This is a genomic window from Streptomyces sp. NPDC003697 (assembly GCF_053587115.1).
On sequence record NZ_JBSFNN010000033.1, the window covers coordinates 53,434 to 67,613 of the forward strand.

12 protein-coding genes and 5 pseudogenes are annotated in these 14,180 nt (G+C 68.2%); 13 read left to right on the forward strand and 4 right to left on the reverse strand.

All coding sequences use genetic code 11. The annotated features are described in order from the left end of the window. Positions 1–794: 794 nt before the first annotated feature. Positions 795–2,492: a serine/threonine-protein kinase gene (locus ACWDNY_RS15920; protein WP_451646338.1), complete on the reverse strand. Its 1,698-nt coding sequence runs from the start codon at positions 2,490–2,492 to the stop codon at positions 795–797. A 245-nt stretch (positions 2,493–2,737) separates the two neighbouring features. Between ACWDNY_RS15920 and ACWDNY_RS15925 the strand changes: the two are divergent. Then, a pseudogene (locus ACWDNY_RS15925) lies at positions 2,738–2,860 on the forward strand (transcriptional repressor LexA); the annotation flags it as partial. Between the two features lie 79 nt (positions 2,861–2,939). Here the strand turns inward: ACWDNY_RS15925 and ACWDNY_RS15930 are convergent. Beyond that, positions 2,940–3,062 (reverse strand): annotated as a pseudogene (locus ACWDNY_RS15930) (ATP-binding protein); the annotation flags it as partial. A 411-nt stretch (positions 3,063–3,473) separates the two neighbouring features. Here ACWDNY_RS15930 and ACWDNY_RS15935 point away from each other — a divergent pair. Further along, the gene (locus tag ACWDNY_RS15935; protein ID WP_451646339.1) at positions 3,474–3,737 is read left to right on the forward strand and encodes a hypothetical protein; all 264 of its coding nucleotides are present in this window, start codon (positions 3,474–3,476) and stop codon (positions 3,735–3,737) included. Further along, positions 3,734–4,111 carry a PIN domain-containing protein gene (locus ACWDNY_RS15940; RefSeq protein WP_451646340.1) on the forward strand — a complete coding sequence of 126 codons (378 nt, stop codon included), beginning with the start codon at positions 3,734–3,736 and terminating at the stop codon, positions 4,109–4,111. Before ACWDNY_RS15935 ends, ACWDNY_RS15940 begins: the two co-directional genes overlap by 4 nt. 198 nt (positions 4,112–4,309) lie before the next feature. On the opposite strand, the pseudogene ACWDNY_RS15945 reads toward ACWDNY_RS15940, so the two are convergent. Then, a pseudogene (locus tag ACWDNY_RS15945) lies at positions 4,310–5,463 on the reverse strand (IS1380 family transposase); the annotation flags it as partial. Positions 5,464–5,628: 165 nt separating this feature from the next. Between ACWDNY_RS15945 and ACWDNY_RS15950 the strand changes: the two are divergent. Then, positions 5,629–6,082, forward strand: a pseudogene (locus tag ACWDNY_RS15950) (transposase family protein); the annotation flags it as partial. Between the two features lie 16 nt (positions 6,083–6,098). Here the strand turns inward: ACWDNY_RS15950 and ACWDNY_RS15955 are convergent. Beyond that, positions 6,099–6,318, reverse strand: a pseudogene (locus ACWDNY_RS15955) (transposase); the annotation flags it as partial. A 272-nt stretch (positions 6,319–6,590) separates the two neighbouring features. On the opposite strand from ACWDNY_RS15955, the gene ACWDNY_RS15960 reads away from it, so the two are divergent. The 9 genes from ACWDNY_RS15960 to ACWDNY_RS16000 all read left to right on the forward strand — a co-directional run bounded on the left by ACWDNY_RS15960 (position 6,591) and on the right by ACWDNY_RS16000 (position 14,041). Next, positions 6,591–7,565 (forward strand): ABC transporter ATP-binding protein, encoded by a 975-nt coding sequence (locus ACWDNY_RS15960; RefSeq protein WP_451646341.1) that lies wholly within the window; start codon positions 6,591–6,593, stop codon positions 7,563–7,565. After that, complete coding sequence (locus ACWDNY_RS15965; protein WP_451646350.1) at positions 7,565–8,362, forward strand: ABC transporter permease; 798 nt, start codon at positions 7,565–7,567, stop codon at positions 8,360–8,362. The genes ACWDNY_RS15960 and ACWDNY_RS15965 overlap by 1 nt, the downstream gene beginning before the upstream one ends. Before the next feature lie 69 nt (positions 8,363–8,431). Then, positions 8,432–9,664, forward strand: a complete 1,233-nt coding sequence (locus ACWDNY_RS15970) for a sensor histidine kinase (protein WP_451646342.1) — start codon at positions 8,432–8,434, stop codon at positions 9,662–9,664. Beyond that, positions 9,661–10,281, forward strand: a complete 621-nt coding sequence (locus ACWDNY_RS15975; protein WP_451646343.1) for a response regulator — start codon at positions 9,661–9,663, stop codon at positions 10,279–10,281. The genes ACWDNY_RS15970 and ACWDNY_RS15975 overlap by 4 nt, the downstream gene beginning before the upstream one ends. Positions 10,282–10,421: 140 nt before the next feature. Beyond that, positions 10,422–10,973 carry a helix-turn-helix domain-containing protein gene (locus ACWDNY_RS15980; RefSeq protein ID WP_451646344.1) on the forward strand — a complete coding sequence of 184 codons (552 nt, stop codon included), beginning with the start codon at positions 10,422–10,424 and terminating at the stop codon, positions 10,971–10,973. Further along, the gene (locus ACWDNY_RS15985) at positions 10,966–11,610 is read left to right on the forward strand and encodes a hypothetical protein (protein WP_451646345.1); all 645 of its coding nucleotides are present in this window, start codon (positions 10,966–10,968) and stop codon (positions 11,608–11,610) included. The genes ACWDNY_RS15980 and ACWDNY_RS15985 overlap by 8 nt, the downstream gene beginning before the upstream one ends. After that, positions 11,607–12,701: a class V lanthionine synthetase subunit LxmK gene (gene lxmK, locus ACWDNY_RS15990; RefSeq protein ID WP_451646346.1), complete on the forward strand. Its 1,095-nt coding sequence runs from the start codon at positions 11,607–11,609 to the stop codon at positions 12,699–12,701. Before ACWDNY_RS15985 ends, lxmK begins: the two co-directional genes overlap by 4 nt. Continuing rightward, positions 12,698–13,720: a T3SS effector HopA1 family protein gene (locus ACWDNY_RS15995; RefSeq protein ID WP_451646347.1), complete on the forward strand. Its 1,023-nt coding sequence runs from the start codon at positions 12,698–12,700 to the stop codon at positions 13,718–13,720. Before lxmK ends, ACWDNY_RS15995 begins: the two co-directional genes overlap by 4 nt. A 177-nt stretch (positions 13,721–13,897) precedes the next feature. Then, positions 13,898–14,041, forward strand: a complete 144-nt coding sequence (locus ACWDNY_RS16000; RefSeq protein WP_264245111.1) for a hypothetical protein — start codon at positions 13,898–13,900, stop codon at positions 14,039–14,041. The last annotated feature ends 139 nt before the right edge of the window (positions 14,042–14,180 follow it).

Sequence of the window (14,180 nt, forward strand, 5' to 3'; positions counted from 1 at the left end):
AATATGCTCTGTGGGCGCACTGGAGGTGTCAACGTCCAGAAATAGTGCGTGCGCGCGCACTGCTGCTGGCCGGAGCGCGTCGTGAAAAAGGTTCCAGACGCGCGCTGAACAGCGGATTCGACGGACGTGGTCACGCGGCGGCGCGACCTGATCCAAACCCTTACAGAGCCGTCATCGGCGTACGCCGAAGCCTTTTTCGCGGAAATGTGTGCGCTACTTATGGACCTTGCGGTCCGACGTTGAGTTCCCCCGGGTCGGCAGGAAATGGGCGCCGGGGGATCCGGCCTCGACCTGGGCGAGAAGGCAACGCCTGCGGTCTTCCCGGTCAGCGGGCCCCGTCGCTCCCCCGGTGGAGCCAACTTTCCTCGCGGGCGGATCGCGTGTCGGCAACAGCCGACGCCGCAGCGGCCTGCGGAGTAGCCTTACGGCCCCTCGGACCGGCCCACGAGGGTCACCCAGCTCTCTGCCGGGGCACCACTGCTGTCGGCCGAACTGGCCTCACACCCGACAACACGAGTTCAAGCAGTAACCGGTCAACGGTCAACTCTGAACCCTGACTCCAATGCTTCGCGTCAGCCGTAAGGAGGGCCCCAGTGGACCCGACCGACCCTGAGGACGAGGACTTGCGCACCGCCGGAGTCGGCCCGCTCACCGTCGCCCTGCTCGGCGTGCTGTAGCAGGACCCACCGGGGTACCGCCCCAGCCCCCGCGCAGCCATCACACCAGCAGGCTCACTGGTCGGCGGGTCCCTGGACCGGCCCAGCGATCCTCTCAGCGCCCTTTGAACAACGCTGTCAGGGCGTGGAAACGTTCTTCGGGACGCGTAGCCGGAAGGTGCTCCAGATCAACGCCGCGCATCCCAGGAGGAAGAACCACCCACCTGAGTCAAGACCGACGACGCCTTGCCTACTGCTGATCACGACGCCCACCCAGAGGAACAATCCGGTGGCGAGTACGGTGCTCACGATGTGCAGGCATCGGGTCCAAGGCGGCACGGGCCCCGAGGGAGAACGGCGCAGCGAGGACAACACCGCCGCGCAGCTGCCTACACCGAACAGGGCGACAAGCGCGAGCGGCCAGAAGCTGTGGAACACCCAGATGTACGAGTACGTCCAGTCCTCCAGGAGGAGTGTTGCCCAGAGGGGCCAGCCGGCGAAGGGCTGGAACAGGGCGAGCACCAGCGCCGCTCCGGCGACCCAGAAGGGCAGAGCCCGGCGGAATGACGAGGGCTGTGCGGTCACGACAGGGGGCTGCGCGGGGCGTGCGGGTCGCCTGGTGTTGGCCCTTGAGGCCGTTGTCTTTCGGGCGGTTCCGGACTTCGCGGCTGTTGCCGAGCGGGCGGCCGCGGACTTCGCGGCCGTTACGGGCCGGGCGGCTTGGGCGGTCGCATCCGGCCTGGGGCGGGCGGTTCGGGCCTGGGCGGTGGTGGCCGCGTCGGCGGTGGCTGCCTTGGGGTGTGTGGAGACCGAGGGGGCGGTCCTGGGCCCGGACCGGCCCGACGGGGTGGTCCTGGATCCGGGCCGGACCGGCGGGGCAGGCGGGGCAGCAGGAGGTGCGGCTTCCGGCTCCGGCGTACGGGACACCGGCGCGGCGGGTGCGGTGGCGGTGGCCGGCAGGGCGCGGGCGACCTGGCCGGGCAGCCAGGAGGCGGGCTCGGTAACGATCTCGGTGGGGGTGTAACCGTCCACGCCCACCCCCTCGGCGAGCTCCTCGATGAGCTCGCCTACCGTCGGACGGTCCAGGGGATCCTTCTCCAGGCAGTCGATGAGGATCTCCAGACCCGGTCCGGGCAGTCGACCGAGCTGCGGCTCCTCGTAGGCGATACGGAAGTTGAGCGACTGCGCCGAGCCGGTGCCGAAAGGGCCGGTGCCGGTGGCCGCGTACGTCAGCACCGCGCCAAGAGCGAACACGTCTGTGGCCGGGGTGACAGGCTTGCCCGTGAGCTGTTCGGGAGCCATGAAGCCAGGGGTGCCCACGATCGTTCCGGCGCGGGTGAGAGCGGTGGCCTCGGCGGCCACGGAGATCCCGAAGTCGACGACTCGCGGACCATCGGGAGCGATGAGCACGTTGGAGGGCTTCAGGTCCCGATGGACCAGACCGGCCGCGTGGATCGCCTCCAGGGCCTCCGCCAGACCCGCGCCCAGCGCGCGCACCGAAGTCACCGGCCACGGGCCGTGCGCCGCGACGGCCTGGTCCAGGGCCATTCCGGGCACGTAGGCGGTGGCCAGCCAGGGAGGCGAGCCCTCGGGGTCGGCATCCACCAGAGCGGCCGTGAAGAAGCCGGTGACCTTACGAGCCGCCGCCACCTCCTGGGCAAACCTGCGGCGAAAACCAGGGTCCTCGGCCAATTCCGGCCGGACCACCTTCACCGCCACCAGCCGCCCGCTGGGCGAACGCCCCAGGAAAACACGTCCCATCCCGCCGGCGCCCAGCAGCGCGGAGATCCGGTACCGGCCCACCTGCCGCGGATCGACCGACTTCAACTCCTCCATCAAACCCCCTCACTCACCCCGCATGCGTCCGCACCTGCGTCATTACACACCACAGGCCCTTCCCGCCCCGCCACCGCCCGCCACCGCCCGCCGCCTCCGGGTCGACCATCCCGGGAGTGACAAGCCACATGCACTCAAGGCATACCAAGTAGCCGACATGGGAGCCCTGTTGGTCATGCCGTGTACGCAAGCCATCCGGCCGTCGGGCATGCTGCCGCCACGACTCCGAGGGGCACAAACGCTCCCTGCCAGGCCGACCTCCAGGCATCCGGGTGGGCAGCTCCGAGCTCACCGGCCGGCAGCATCGGGTGATCGAAGTCATCAGGGAGTCTGGTGCAACGGCGCGGGCACCGCTGTCGATCCGCGAGGAGGAACTGCACGCAGCCTTGGCCCGGCACGCTGCCGGCCCGCACCTCGCCCAGGGAGCAGGCTCCGCTCGCCTCGCAGCGGGCGGCGCCCGGAGACGGCGCCGCCCGGGTCGTCGGCCAGGGCGATGCGGACGGTGATGCGTTTGCCGACCGGTTCGCGCTGTGCCTCGAAGCCCTGAGCGACGGCCACGACGATCTCCAGGAACCAACCGCCCGCCGGACATCCCCGACACGCCTGGTCGCCGGACGGATCCAATCGCACCCCGTATCCCGCGCAGCCTGCGGACGGGACCGGCTCGACCGTCTGGGCCTATTCGGCTGACGGAAACAGTCTCACATGATCACGCCACCCACGTCCGGAGGTGCGCAGGGCCCACGGCGCGGACCCGGGCAGCGCCTACGCGAGTGCGTGGCGAAGGGGCCGCCTCTGCGCATTACCTGCTGCTTCTTCCGGTCGCGGCCTTCCGGTCCGCGTCGTACACAGGCCGATCAGCGCGGCGATCGCCTGCGGGACGGCAGCAGGGGCGGCAGTCCGTCCGCCTTCGGCAGCGAAGGTGGGGCCCAGCTCATTGGATGTCCACCCGAGACGCTCTACTAGCGGTAGAATGAGTTTATGGGAGAGCAGGACACCAGCATCAAGACCACCAAGGACATCCGCGACCGCCTGCGGATCCTGGCCGGCGAACGCGGCACCACCATGAACGAACTCCTGGCTGAACTCGTGGCGCGCGAGCTGACCGAGGAAGAAAAGGAACAGCGCGCGCAGCAGGCCATAGAGGAGGTCCGGCAGACGACCGGCGTGAGCGTCTCCGATGACGCGCGCGCCCAGGCCCGCACCTTCCTGCAGCGCCTCGGACAGGAGCACCACGCCGCGTGATCCGCGTCCTGTTCGACCACACCTGCATCAAGGCGCTCGCCGAGGGTGACGAATTCTTCAATGGCCTGTACGTGGAAGCCAGCTACGGCTACGCCGAGATCGTGATCCCCACCTTGTCCGCAGTAGCCGCCGAGCGCGAGAACCCCGGTGCCGGCCGACACGTACTGGACCGGCGCTTCACGACCGTCGTCGACTTCGCCAGTGCCCACGCCCTGGTGGCCGGGACATGGCGGCAGGTGGACTGGCGAGTGCTGCATCCCGCGTCCTCAATGATCATTGCCCGACAAGCAGGGGAAGACACAGCGCTGCTGTCTTTGGAGCCTGACCTGTACGCAGGTACCGGCGTCAGCCCCTTGAATCCCATGAACCCATAACGGCGGAGACCGCCGCCCGCCCACCACATGCCTTAACCTCGATCTTGCATGACGGTCCGCCGACGGAGTCGGTGGACCGTTTCATTTTCGGTGGCTGGTGAAGGGCAGGCCAGGGGCCCGGGTGTCGCCTCGGGTGGGCGCCGGGTTCCACTGCTCCGGACTGAGCTGGTGTTCTCGTGGGGGCGGGAAAGTTGCTGTTCAATCGGGGTCCGGCAGGAGGGCGAGCCGTTCGAGGGCGCCTGTGATCTCGCTGGTCCAGGGCCAGTGACGGGCGAGGCGGAGGATGCGGCGTCGGCCGGTGGTGACGAGCTGGGCAGCTGCGGAGAACAGGCGGAACCGCAGGCGGCGGGTTCCCAGAGCCGGGCCCTGCCGGTGAGGGCGAGCATGGGCATCCAGGCCAGCACGTCGAGGGCGATCTGGACGATCTCCAACCAGATCTTGTTCTGGGCTGTTGTGTGGAGTGGCAGGCTGCGCAGGCCGGTGGCCCGGGCGGCCCGGATCCGGTCCTCGGCCCGGGCCCGCAGCCGGTGACGGAGCTCGAGGGCGGCGATCGGCCGGTGGGGGGTGTTGGTCGCCAAGCACGTGATCCGCATTCCGTCCGCATCCGTGATCCTCAACTGAGCGCCAGGATGGGGCCGTTCCTTTGGGACTATCCGTCGCATGCCCTTTGGCCAGCCGGCAAGGACGTCACCGGTGAGCTCGGCAACCCATGCGCCGTCCCGGATCTCGCTGTTCACCTCGACGGCCGGTGTCCAGGCAGACGCCGGGACCGTCAGCACGAGCTGGTGGATCGCGTCGGTGACCGTCATGCCGACCGAGTAGGACAGCCATCGACCTCGTTTCGCGAGCCAGGCCACGAAGTCGTGGGTGCCGTCGGCGGAGTCCGTGCGGATCAGCGTCTGCCGCCCTTGCCGGTAGTGCTTCGGAATCTGAGCGAGGGCGAGTTGGGCGGTGGCGATGTGATCGGCAGCGGTGTCCGAGCCTGCGTTCCCCGGTCGTAGGAGGGCGGCGACCGGCTCTCCGGTTCCGCCCGGGCCGTGGTCGACGAAGGCCGTCAGGGGGTGATGGCCGTAGGTCTTCTTCCAGGTCGCGGCCGCGTCCTCTTTGTCGGAGTGCGCGGTCACGAGGACGCCGTCGAGATCGACTACGACCTGACCGTCGGCGTCCGGGGCGTTCTCGCCGGCCAACGACCAGACCCGATTGCGGACTTCGGAGCGTGCGGACCGGATGGCCCGCAGGGCTTTCTCACCGGAGGCGGCGAGGGTGTCGATCAGGCGGGAGACGGTCGGGTCGGAGGCGACCGCCCCGAAGACGGCCGGCTCGCACCGCAGCATCGCGATGTCCGCGAGGCAGTGAGCCTTTTCCAACCTGCCTCTGAGGCAGGGCAGTTCAGCTGACAATGTGGTGAAGCCCCTGTTAGATGGGTTTTCGACCAAGAGAACCGTCTCCACCAGAGGCTTCACATGCTTGTCTACCCGTCGGGCGTAGACGTGTCCAGCTCTGCCCTCCGGTTCCTCTCGCTCCTGCCAATCGACCGCATTGCCGCGGACCGGCCCTTCTACTCCGGCAAACACAAGAAGCACGGAATGAACGTGCAGGTCATCGCCGACCCCTTCGGTCGACTGCTGTGGGCGTCGGCCGGCCCTGCCCGGCACCGTCCACGACATCCGCGCGGCCCGCGAACACGGCATCGTCGCCGCCCTCGCCGAGGCCGGCATCCAGTGCTGGGCCGACAAGGGTTACCGAGGTGCTGGCGGCACGGTCCGCATTCCGTGCTGGGGGCGGTGGGAGACCCTCTCCGCAGGCCAGAAGGAGGTGAACCGGTCCCACGCAAAGATCCGGGCCCTCGTCGAGCAGGCCGTCGCCACCCTCAAGTCCTGGCGGCTCCTCCGCAAACTGCGGTGCTCGACCACCCGGATCACCAACCTCGTCCAGGCCGTCCTCACCCTTCACCTGACCAGCTCAGAGTGAGGGTGGAAAAGCCTCAGTCCCCGCCCAGTGCGACCGCCAGGGCGACGTCCAGGAGGGCCTGCCGGGGTCGTGGACGGCCCGTGGCTTGGCGCCACGGAGCCAGAGCCGCGGATAAGGCCTGGTCAAGGCCGGTCTTGCGGACTGTTTCGACGAGCAGGACCTAACCGCCCGGGAGAGGACCTGGCGGCCGTCGTCCTGGACACGGACGCGGGGTAGGACCCGAGAGAGTGCTTCACCTGGGAAGTGCCTCCGGCGGTGGCAGGAACAAGGACCTCGACGATCCTCATTCTTGCTGGTCAGGGGCACTTTCTGCTTTCCTGACCGCCTGCCGGACAACCCGCTTCATGAAAGCGCGAGGCTAGTAGGCCGCCTTGGGTAACGGACGGACTCGGCGCTGACGAAGCCCCGCGAAGCCATGACAGATGTCATGGCCCCTGTGCGGAGTTGTCACGAAGATCGATGACAGGCAGCACTGCCGATGTGCGTCTTGCGTCAGGAAACTGGCTGCATGACAGCTCGTGCTCCGGAACAACGAACCGACAAGGTCCTGATCGAGGCCCGGGAACTGCGCAGAAGGTACGGGACTCGCGGGCGCACGGAGCACGAAGCGGTGCGGGGAGTGAGCTTCCAGGTGCGGAAGGGGGAACTCTTCGCCCTGCTGGGAACCAACGGAGCCGGAAAGACATCGACTGTCGAGCTGTTGCAGGGGCTGGCACCTCCGCATGGCGGGCAGGTGCGAGTCCTCGGGCGTGACCCCTATCGGCAGCGGGCGCAGGTGCGCCCCCGGACCGGGGTCATGTTGCAGTCCGGTGGATTCCCCGGCGAGTTGACGGTCGCGGAGGTCGCGCGGTTCTGGGCCCGTTCCACCCGGGGCGCACAACCTGTGGCAGAGGTACTGGAGAAAGTCGGCCTCGCGCACCGCCGGAACGTGCGGATCAAGCTTTTGTCCGGTGGGGAGAGCCGGCGGCTGGATCTGGGGATGGCGTTGATCGGACGCCCCGAGGTGCTGTTCCTGGACGAGCCGACCACGGGGATGGATCCGGAAGGGCGCCGCGACACATGGCGGCTCGTGCGGGACCTGCGGGACGAGGGGGCGACCGTGCTGCTGACGACGCACTACCTGGAGGAGGCGGCGGAACTCGCCGACCGGCTGGCCATCATGAAGGAAGGGCGGGTGGTCGCGGAAGGGACGTCCGCTGAGGTGGTGGCCACGCACCCTTCGCGGATCTGCTTCGAGCTTCCGGACGGCCTGTCACCGGAGTCGGTCCCGCTGCTGCCCGGAGCCGCGCAGCCAGTGGCTCAGGGCAGGCACGTCACGATCCGGACCGACAGCCTGCAAGTGACGCTGACGCGGCTGCTCATGTGGGCGGCCGAGGCAGATGTCGCGTTGAAAGGGCTGGACGCACGCTCGGCGTCGCTTGAGGAGGCGTTTCTGGCGGTGGCGGCAGGGCGCGGTGATGCACCGGTGGGGAGGGTGGCGTGATGGTACGCAACCAGTCCGCGTTCGCCGAACGGGGCGGCAGGGTGGTGGCTTTGGGCCGAGCGGAGATGATGATGCTGGTCCGCAACAGGACGGCTCTGGTCTCCGCGCTCGCACTACCGCTCGGCTCACTGTGGCTCATGCGTTCCGCTACGCCGGCGTCGTTCAGCAGCACGAACGGGGACGAGCTCGAGGCCGCACCCGTGCTCGCGACCGGCACAATCGGGATGGTCTTGCTCTTCGTCGTCTATTCCACTCTGGTCAGCGCCTACGTGGCCCGTCGTGAGGCACTGGTCCTCAAGCGGTTGCGTACGGGGCAGCTCGCGGACGGCGAGGTCCTGGCCGGGACGGCGCTGCCCGCGGTGGTGGTGGCACTCGTGCAGTGCGCGCTCGTGATCGGTGTCGGGATGACGGTTCTGCATGTGCGAGCACCCGCCGATCCGTTGCTGCTGGCGACCGGAGTGCTTCTGGGAACGGTGATGGTGGCGGCCCTGGCCGCCCTGTCGTCCGCGCTGACCCGCACGGTGGAGATGGCACAGCTGACCACGATGCCGCTGCTGCTGGTCTCGGTGGCCGGTTCCGGTTTGGTCATGCCCCTCGACGTCATGCCTGAGAGGCTTGCGGACATCTGCCATCTGCTGCCGCTCACTCCGGTCATGGAGACCGTACAAACCGGGTGGCTCGGCGCGGACGATGGCACGTGGAAGGCGGGGTTGCCCCATCTGGGTGGTGCCGTGGTCTGGACGGTCATCGCCGTCTGGGGGGCGGCGCGGCTGTTCCGCTGGGACCCCAGAAAATGATCACAACTATTCCGCTCCGAATGCTTGGATGGGGGGCAGGGACTTCCTTGACGGGGGGAGGGAAACCACGTGCCTCCGGTTCTGCGCGGGACGGAGCATCGGCGAGATCCGGAACGGATCGACCTGTACACACACTTCTCGCTGTACTTGCTTGCGCTGCTGGAGCCGATCCTGCTGATCATCTGGCTGCTGTCGGCGCCGCCGATGGGCACGGGCCGATTATTTATGTGGTCGCTGACAGCTCTGGGACTGCTGCAGACCGTGGCGTGCGTCGAACTGCTGCGCGTCGGACTGACCCATTGCGCGCCTGCCGGCTCATGGCCACGGCTGCGGGGCATGTTCGCCGCGGCATCGAGTCTCGTGGCGATGGTGGTGCCACTTGCGCTGTATCCACGGTCCACGCTGCTCGACGCGGACGCGGCCGAGTTGATGGCCGGCGGCGCACTGACGTTCCTGGCCGGACCGCTGGTCATGGCCTGGCCGCTGAGGTCGGCCCTCGTGCTGCTGGCCGGGCTCGCGGCGTGCGGTGCGCTGGCGGCGAGTGCACTGGGCGCACCAGGTGGGGTGATCGGCGAAGCAGGCATGGTGGGTCTCATCGGGGGTGTGGCGTTCTGCTGTGCTCACTGGTTCTCCGGTTGGACGCTCGACGTGGTGCGTGAGCTGAGACGCACCCGTGAGGTTCAGGCCCGACTGGCAGTGGCCGAAGAAAGGCTGCGGTTCGGCCGGGACCTGCATGACGTACTGGGGCGCAATCTGACGGTCATCGCGTTGAAGAGCGAACTGGCAGTGGCGCTGAACCAGCAGGGCCAAGCCGGGCAGGCCGCGGCCCAGATGGCGGAGATACAGCGCATCGCCAAGGAGTCCCAGGGCGAGGTGCGGGCGGTGGTCCGCGGCTATCGCACCGTGGATCTGCTGACGGAGATAGAGGGAGCCCGATCGGTGCTGCGAGCAGCGGGTGTCAGCTGCCGCATCGAGGGCCGGGCAGAGCTCGAGGACGAGCGGCAGTCGGCGCTGGCCTGGGCGGTCCGTGAAGGGACGACCAACGTGCTGCGGCACAGCGAGGCGAGGTGGTGCGCCGTGACGCTGTTCGTGGACGACGACAAGACCGTCGTCCTGACCATCGAGAACGACGGAGTGGATCAAGGGAGCACACCGAAGGGAGGAGGCGGGCTTGTCGGCCTTACCGAGAGAGTGGCCGCCTTTGGCGGGTCCGTGGAGGCGGGTCCCGGAAGCAATGGGCGATTCATCTTGTGTGTCCGTCTTCCCTTGGAGCACCCCCAGGCATTGGGGGCGCCTTCGTGACCGATGAGAAGCGGATTCGGGTCCTGCTCGCTGACGACGAGCAGCTCATCACAGGCGCTCTGGCGGCACTGCTCGGGCTCACTGCGGATCTGACCGTGGTTGGCCAGGCGTCGAGCGGCACGGAAGCCCTGGCCATGGCGCGAGCGCTCCACCCCGACGTCGCGGTCCTGGACCTGCAGATGCCGGGGCTCGACGGTCTCGCCGTCGCCGAGGCGCTCCGTGACGAACTGCAGCACTGCCGAACCATGATCGTCACCAGCCATGGGCGGCCGGGGTACCTGAAGCGGGCCCTGGAGGTGGGTGTCCGCGGCTTTCTACCCAAGACTGTGTCGGCTCACGATCTGGCGGACATCATCCGAACGGTCCACGAGGGCAGACGTTACATCTCGTCAGAGCTGGCGGCAGAGGCCATCAGCGCGGGGGACAGCCCGCTCACCCCACGCGAAGGGGACTTGCTGGCCCTCGCGGCGGACGGCTCCTCGATCGCGGAGATCGCCGAGCGTGTGGGGCTGTCGGCGGGGACCGTCCGCAACCACATGTCATCAGCCGTGAGCAAGCTCGGGGCGGAAAACCGTCACGCCGCGGCACGCATGGCACGGGAGCACGGCTGGATCTGAGAGCGATCACCGCTTTCACAGCCAAGAGATCAGTGTTTACTGCGAGTTCCGTCTGCCGGCGTGCGACGCATGAGCGCGGCCGGCCCGAGGTGTTCTCGTGGAACTCGGACCGCGACGCAAAAATGGGGGAGTAGATCGAGATGGGACGCCCGGAGACGCGCATAGATCCCTCTGAGGGGCCACTGCAGAGCTTCGCGTACGAACTCAGAGCGCTTCGGAGGTCGGTGGGTAACCCCTCGTATCGCGAGCTGGCGAGCCGCGCCAACTATTCGGGTACGACGCTTTCAGAGGCAGCCCGGGGCCTCGGTCTCCCCAGTCTGGAGGTGGCCTTGGCCTACGTCAGGGCGTGCGAGGGAGATGTCGTGTTCTGGAGGAGGTACTGGAAGGAGACCGATGCCGCCTTACGGGCTTCCGAAGCTCCTGACCTCGGTGACTCGGAGGTTCTCGCTGAACCGGCACATACGAAGATGCCCGACCCCGTGGACTCGCCGAAGCGTGCCTCGCACGAAGCACGTGACCGGGATCCTCTGAAGGCGATCCTGCCTGCCCTCGCGGGACTGGCCGGCGCCACCGGAATGGCTGCCGCGGCCGGGGTGGCCGACAGCAAACCGAAAGCAGCAGCACTCACCTTTGTGGCCGGGACCTGCATCGCGTCCGGATTCTGGCTCGGAAGGAGCCTGAGAAATGCATGACCACACCGCTCCTGGATCCGTCGAAGCCGGATCGGCCCCCAGCCGGTCCTGGAAACAATGGACGCGCGCCATGCTGCGTGATCTGGGGGGCTGGCTGGTTCGTAGACCGATGACGTTCCCCGAGGGACGGCTGGCGATCCCCCATTCCTCGGACGTACGGATGATCGTCTGGGCTTTCGCCGGAACCGACCTGGTCACCGGCTTCGTCATCGAAGGGATGATTCCGTCGGCCGGACGGGTCGTCCATCTCCTGTGGATGGGGTTCTCCCTCACTCTCTCACTGGGCTTCTGCGCGATGACCGTCCGCACGCCTCACCTGCTGGATAGCAGGAACCTGCGCCTGCGCACCGGACCGTTCCGTGAGTTGACGATTCCGCTTGAGACGCTCGGGAGGGCACGAGTCGCGCACGGTTCCACCCACGGCTACGGACTGCGCAGGGTCGCCGACGAGGACGACGCGGTGGCCTGCACCGTCGGCAGTGCGACCAATGTCGTCATCGACCTCGAAGAACCACTGCTGGTACGGCTGCGGAAAGGCGAACCGGTGCTGGCGAGGCGGATCTACGCCGCCGCCGACCAGCCGGGAGAAGCGACCCGCTTGATCAGCCGCTCGGTCACCGGAGGTGCGAAACCATGACGGCCGGGGCCACGGGCACCCTCGACGGGTACCCCGAAGTGCAGGAGCTTCTGATCCGCACGGGGTTCGATCTCGCCGGTCAGACAGACGTCAGGAAGTTACCCGGCCGCAACCACAACTGGATCGGCACCACCGACACCGGGGAGCGCATCTTCGTCAAGAAACTCGAGGGACCGGCCGAAGCATCTGCCGCGCGGATCCGGCAGAGCGTCACTTTCGACCGCATCCTGAGAAGTGACGCGTCCGCCGAGTTGCTCTCTCCTCGGCTCCTCGTCGCCGACACCGAAGCGAGCGTACTGGTCTTCACCTGCGTGGACGAAGCCAGGACCGCGGCACAACTGGTGAGCGACGGCCGGCTCACTTCCGACCTGGCGTACTCCCTGGGGCACACCGTTGGGTTACTGCACAACTTCCCGGTCGAACAGATCGGGCACGACGAGGAGGCCAGCCCTCTTCTTCCTTCCGAGGAACTACTCGAAGCCCTCCCCATCGCCCTCTTCGAGGCCTCGTCCGCGGCGGAACTGCAGGCGTGGAGCCTGCTGCAGAACGATCCCGCTCTGGGGGGAGCCCTGCGGCGGCTCCTGCAGCGGGAACGACTTTCGGTCCGGGTCGCCGCGCACTGTGATCTGCGGCTCGACCAGTTCCTGATCACCGACGGCGCGGTGTACCTCACCGACTTCGAGGAGTTCCAGGCCGGGGACGCGGCTCGCGACCTCGGAGGCGTGGTCGGTGACCTGCTGCATCGCGCGCTGTTGGACGCGGCCACGAGTGACGGCGCCACGCTGGAGCCTCCGTCCCATGCGCGCATGCTGGGCCGGCTGACGGAGGGAATCGGGAGCGTCCGTCCTCGGATCACCGCTTTCTGGAACGGCTACCGCGACATCCGGCCCGACGGCGTCGGTGACAGCGGCCTGGCCGAGCGGGTCGCCGGTTTCGCCGGCTGGCATCTGCTCGACCGGTTGCTGGCCGGGGCGCGCACGGCGCCTCGTCTTGCTGCCATCCCCCGTGCGATGGCAGGTATCGGGCGGAAGGCCCTGCTCGCTCCGGACGCCTTCCTGCCCACGCTCGGACTGGCGGAGGCCCCGGCATGAAGGAAACAGCCCCGGACGTCCTGTCCGCTCGGCTCGAAGCGGTGCTTTCCGACGTGCACGTCGAGCCCGGCTGCCGGTCCGCGACCGTGCGGGGGAGGACGGTGACCGCCGACTCCCCGCGGGCTCTCACCGGTCAGCTCGCCACCGCCCTCTACTCTGTGGCCCACGTCGGTCGGCCAGCGACGGAGCCGGCGACACCGCACAACGACTCCGGAGCCCGCGACCTGGAAGAAGGGCTCGCCCGGGGCGTCCCCCACGAGCACACCCGCCATCGAGGGTCCGTCCTGAGCGACCGAGGAGACGCGGGGCTGGTCATCGGCCTGTCGGGTATACGCGTCCGTGTTCCGCGAGAACGGATGACCGTCCTTGGCGAACACGTCTCCGACGCCAGGCACGCGGAGGGGCGAGGTACGCACCAAGAAGAGGCGGATGTGGTCGTCGCCGCCGCCCGCCCGTCGCTCTCCCCTGGATTCTTTCTCGTCGACGGCTCGCTGCCGTTGACCGGCCAGGATGTGATCCTTCGGGTGTACCTGCATGTCGAAACCCCCGGAGCCGCTCTCGACGCCTGGGGCAGGACGCTGCGGTGCCTGGAGGATCTCGCCGTCCCATACCGTGCCAAGGCTGCCTCGTCCGCCCAGGCACTGCCCCGGCGCGACGGCGTCGTGGTCTACCTGGAGAGCGGGGATCAGCACGTACTGCCGGACCTGGTGAAGGCCTTGCAAGGGGCCACCTTGCGCGCCGATACCTCCCCCTTCACCCGGGCCCTCGCTCCGGGCGTCGCCGTGGCCTGGGAACCGGACGACTCGAGGCCGGGCATGCGCAACACCAGCTTCGGAGAGCACAGGTCGCGGGCGCTCGCCGCGGGTCTGGTCCAGTTCGCCACCGAGCAGGCCGCCCGACCGGACGGCCCGGGTTCGAGCCGGTCGGCGGTTGTTCGCCGGGCTCTGCTGGAGGCCGGCATCGATCCTCTGGATCCGGCGCGCAATCTCTCCTCTCCGCCCTTCGCCCCAGGGCTTTGATGTGCGCTGCGGAGGTTTGCTGTCCGGTAACCCGCTGAACAACCTTTCAACAATTCGATCTTGCCCAGCGGTTTCGATTCGAACTAGCTTTCCAGTGGTCGCGGGAAAGGCACCGGGAAGTTCGGACCCTTCCCATGCGGCTTGGTTAGGCACCTTCAACGATTAAGGGAGAAGGATATGAACGACATCGAGCTGGCCGCCGGTTTCGACACCTACGCGGACGTCAACGAGATGGCGGACGAGGTCACCCCGGACGAGGCGCCCTCGCCGCAGACCATCGTCTCGCTGAGCGTCGTCGCCAGCATCAAGTGGGGCTGCTGACACCACGCGCAGCAGCGCTGTTTCCGTGGGGGGGGGGGGGGGGGGGGCCCCCCCCCCGGGGGCCCCCCCCCCCCCCCCCCCACAAAGGGGGGGGGGGTTGGTCTATGACACCCCATAACAACAAAAACACAATGATTTT

What these genes read in the sequence shown, in the direction of transcription:
- ACWDNY_RS15920 (WP_451646338.1), bottom strand. Translation starts at nt 2,492, where the DNA reads ATGGAGGAGTTGAAGTCGGTCGATCCGCGGCAGGTGGGCCGGTACCGG.
- ACWDNY_RS15935 (WP_451646339.1), top strand. Translation starts at nt 3,474, where the DNA reads ATGGGAGAGCAGGACACCAGCATCAAGACCACCAAGGACATCCGCGAC.
- ACWDNY_RS15960 (WP_451646341.1), top strand. Translation starts at nt 6,591, where the DNA reads ATGACAGCTCGTGCTCCGGAACAACGAACCGACAAGGTCCTGATCGAG.
- ACWDNY_RS15965 (WP_451646350.1), top strand. Translation starts at nt 7,565, where the DNA reads ATGGTACGCAACCAGTCCGCGTTCGCCGAACGGGGCGGCAGGGTGGTG.
- ACWDNY_RS15980 (WP_451646344.1), top strand. Translation starts at nt 10,422, where the DNA reads ATGGGACGCCCGGAGACGCGCATAGATCCCTCTGAGGGGCCACTGCAG.
- ACWDNY_RS15985 (WP_451646345.1), top strand. Translation starts at nt 10,966, where the DNA reads ATGCATGACCACACCGCTCCTGGATCCGTCGAAGCCGGATCGGCCCCC.
- lxmK (WP_451646346.1), top strand. Translation starts at nt 11,607, where the DNA reads ATGACGGCCGGGGCCACGGGCACCCTCGACGGGTACCCCGAAGTGCAG.
- ACWDNY_RS15995 (WP_451646347.1), top strand. Translation starts at nt 12,698, where the DNA reads ATGAAGGAAACAGCCCCGGACGTCCTGTCCGCTCGGCTCGAAGCGGTG.
- ACWDNY_RS16000 (WP_264245111.1), top strand. Translation starts at nt 13,898, where the DNA reads ATGAACGACATCGAGCTGGCCGCCGGTTTCGACACCTACGCGGACGTC.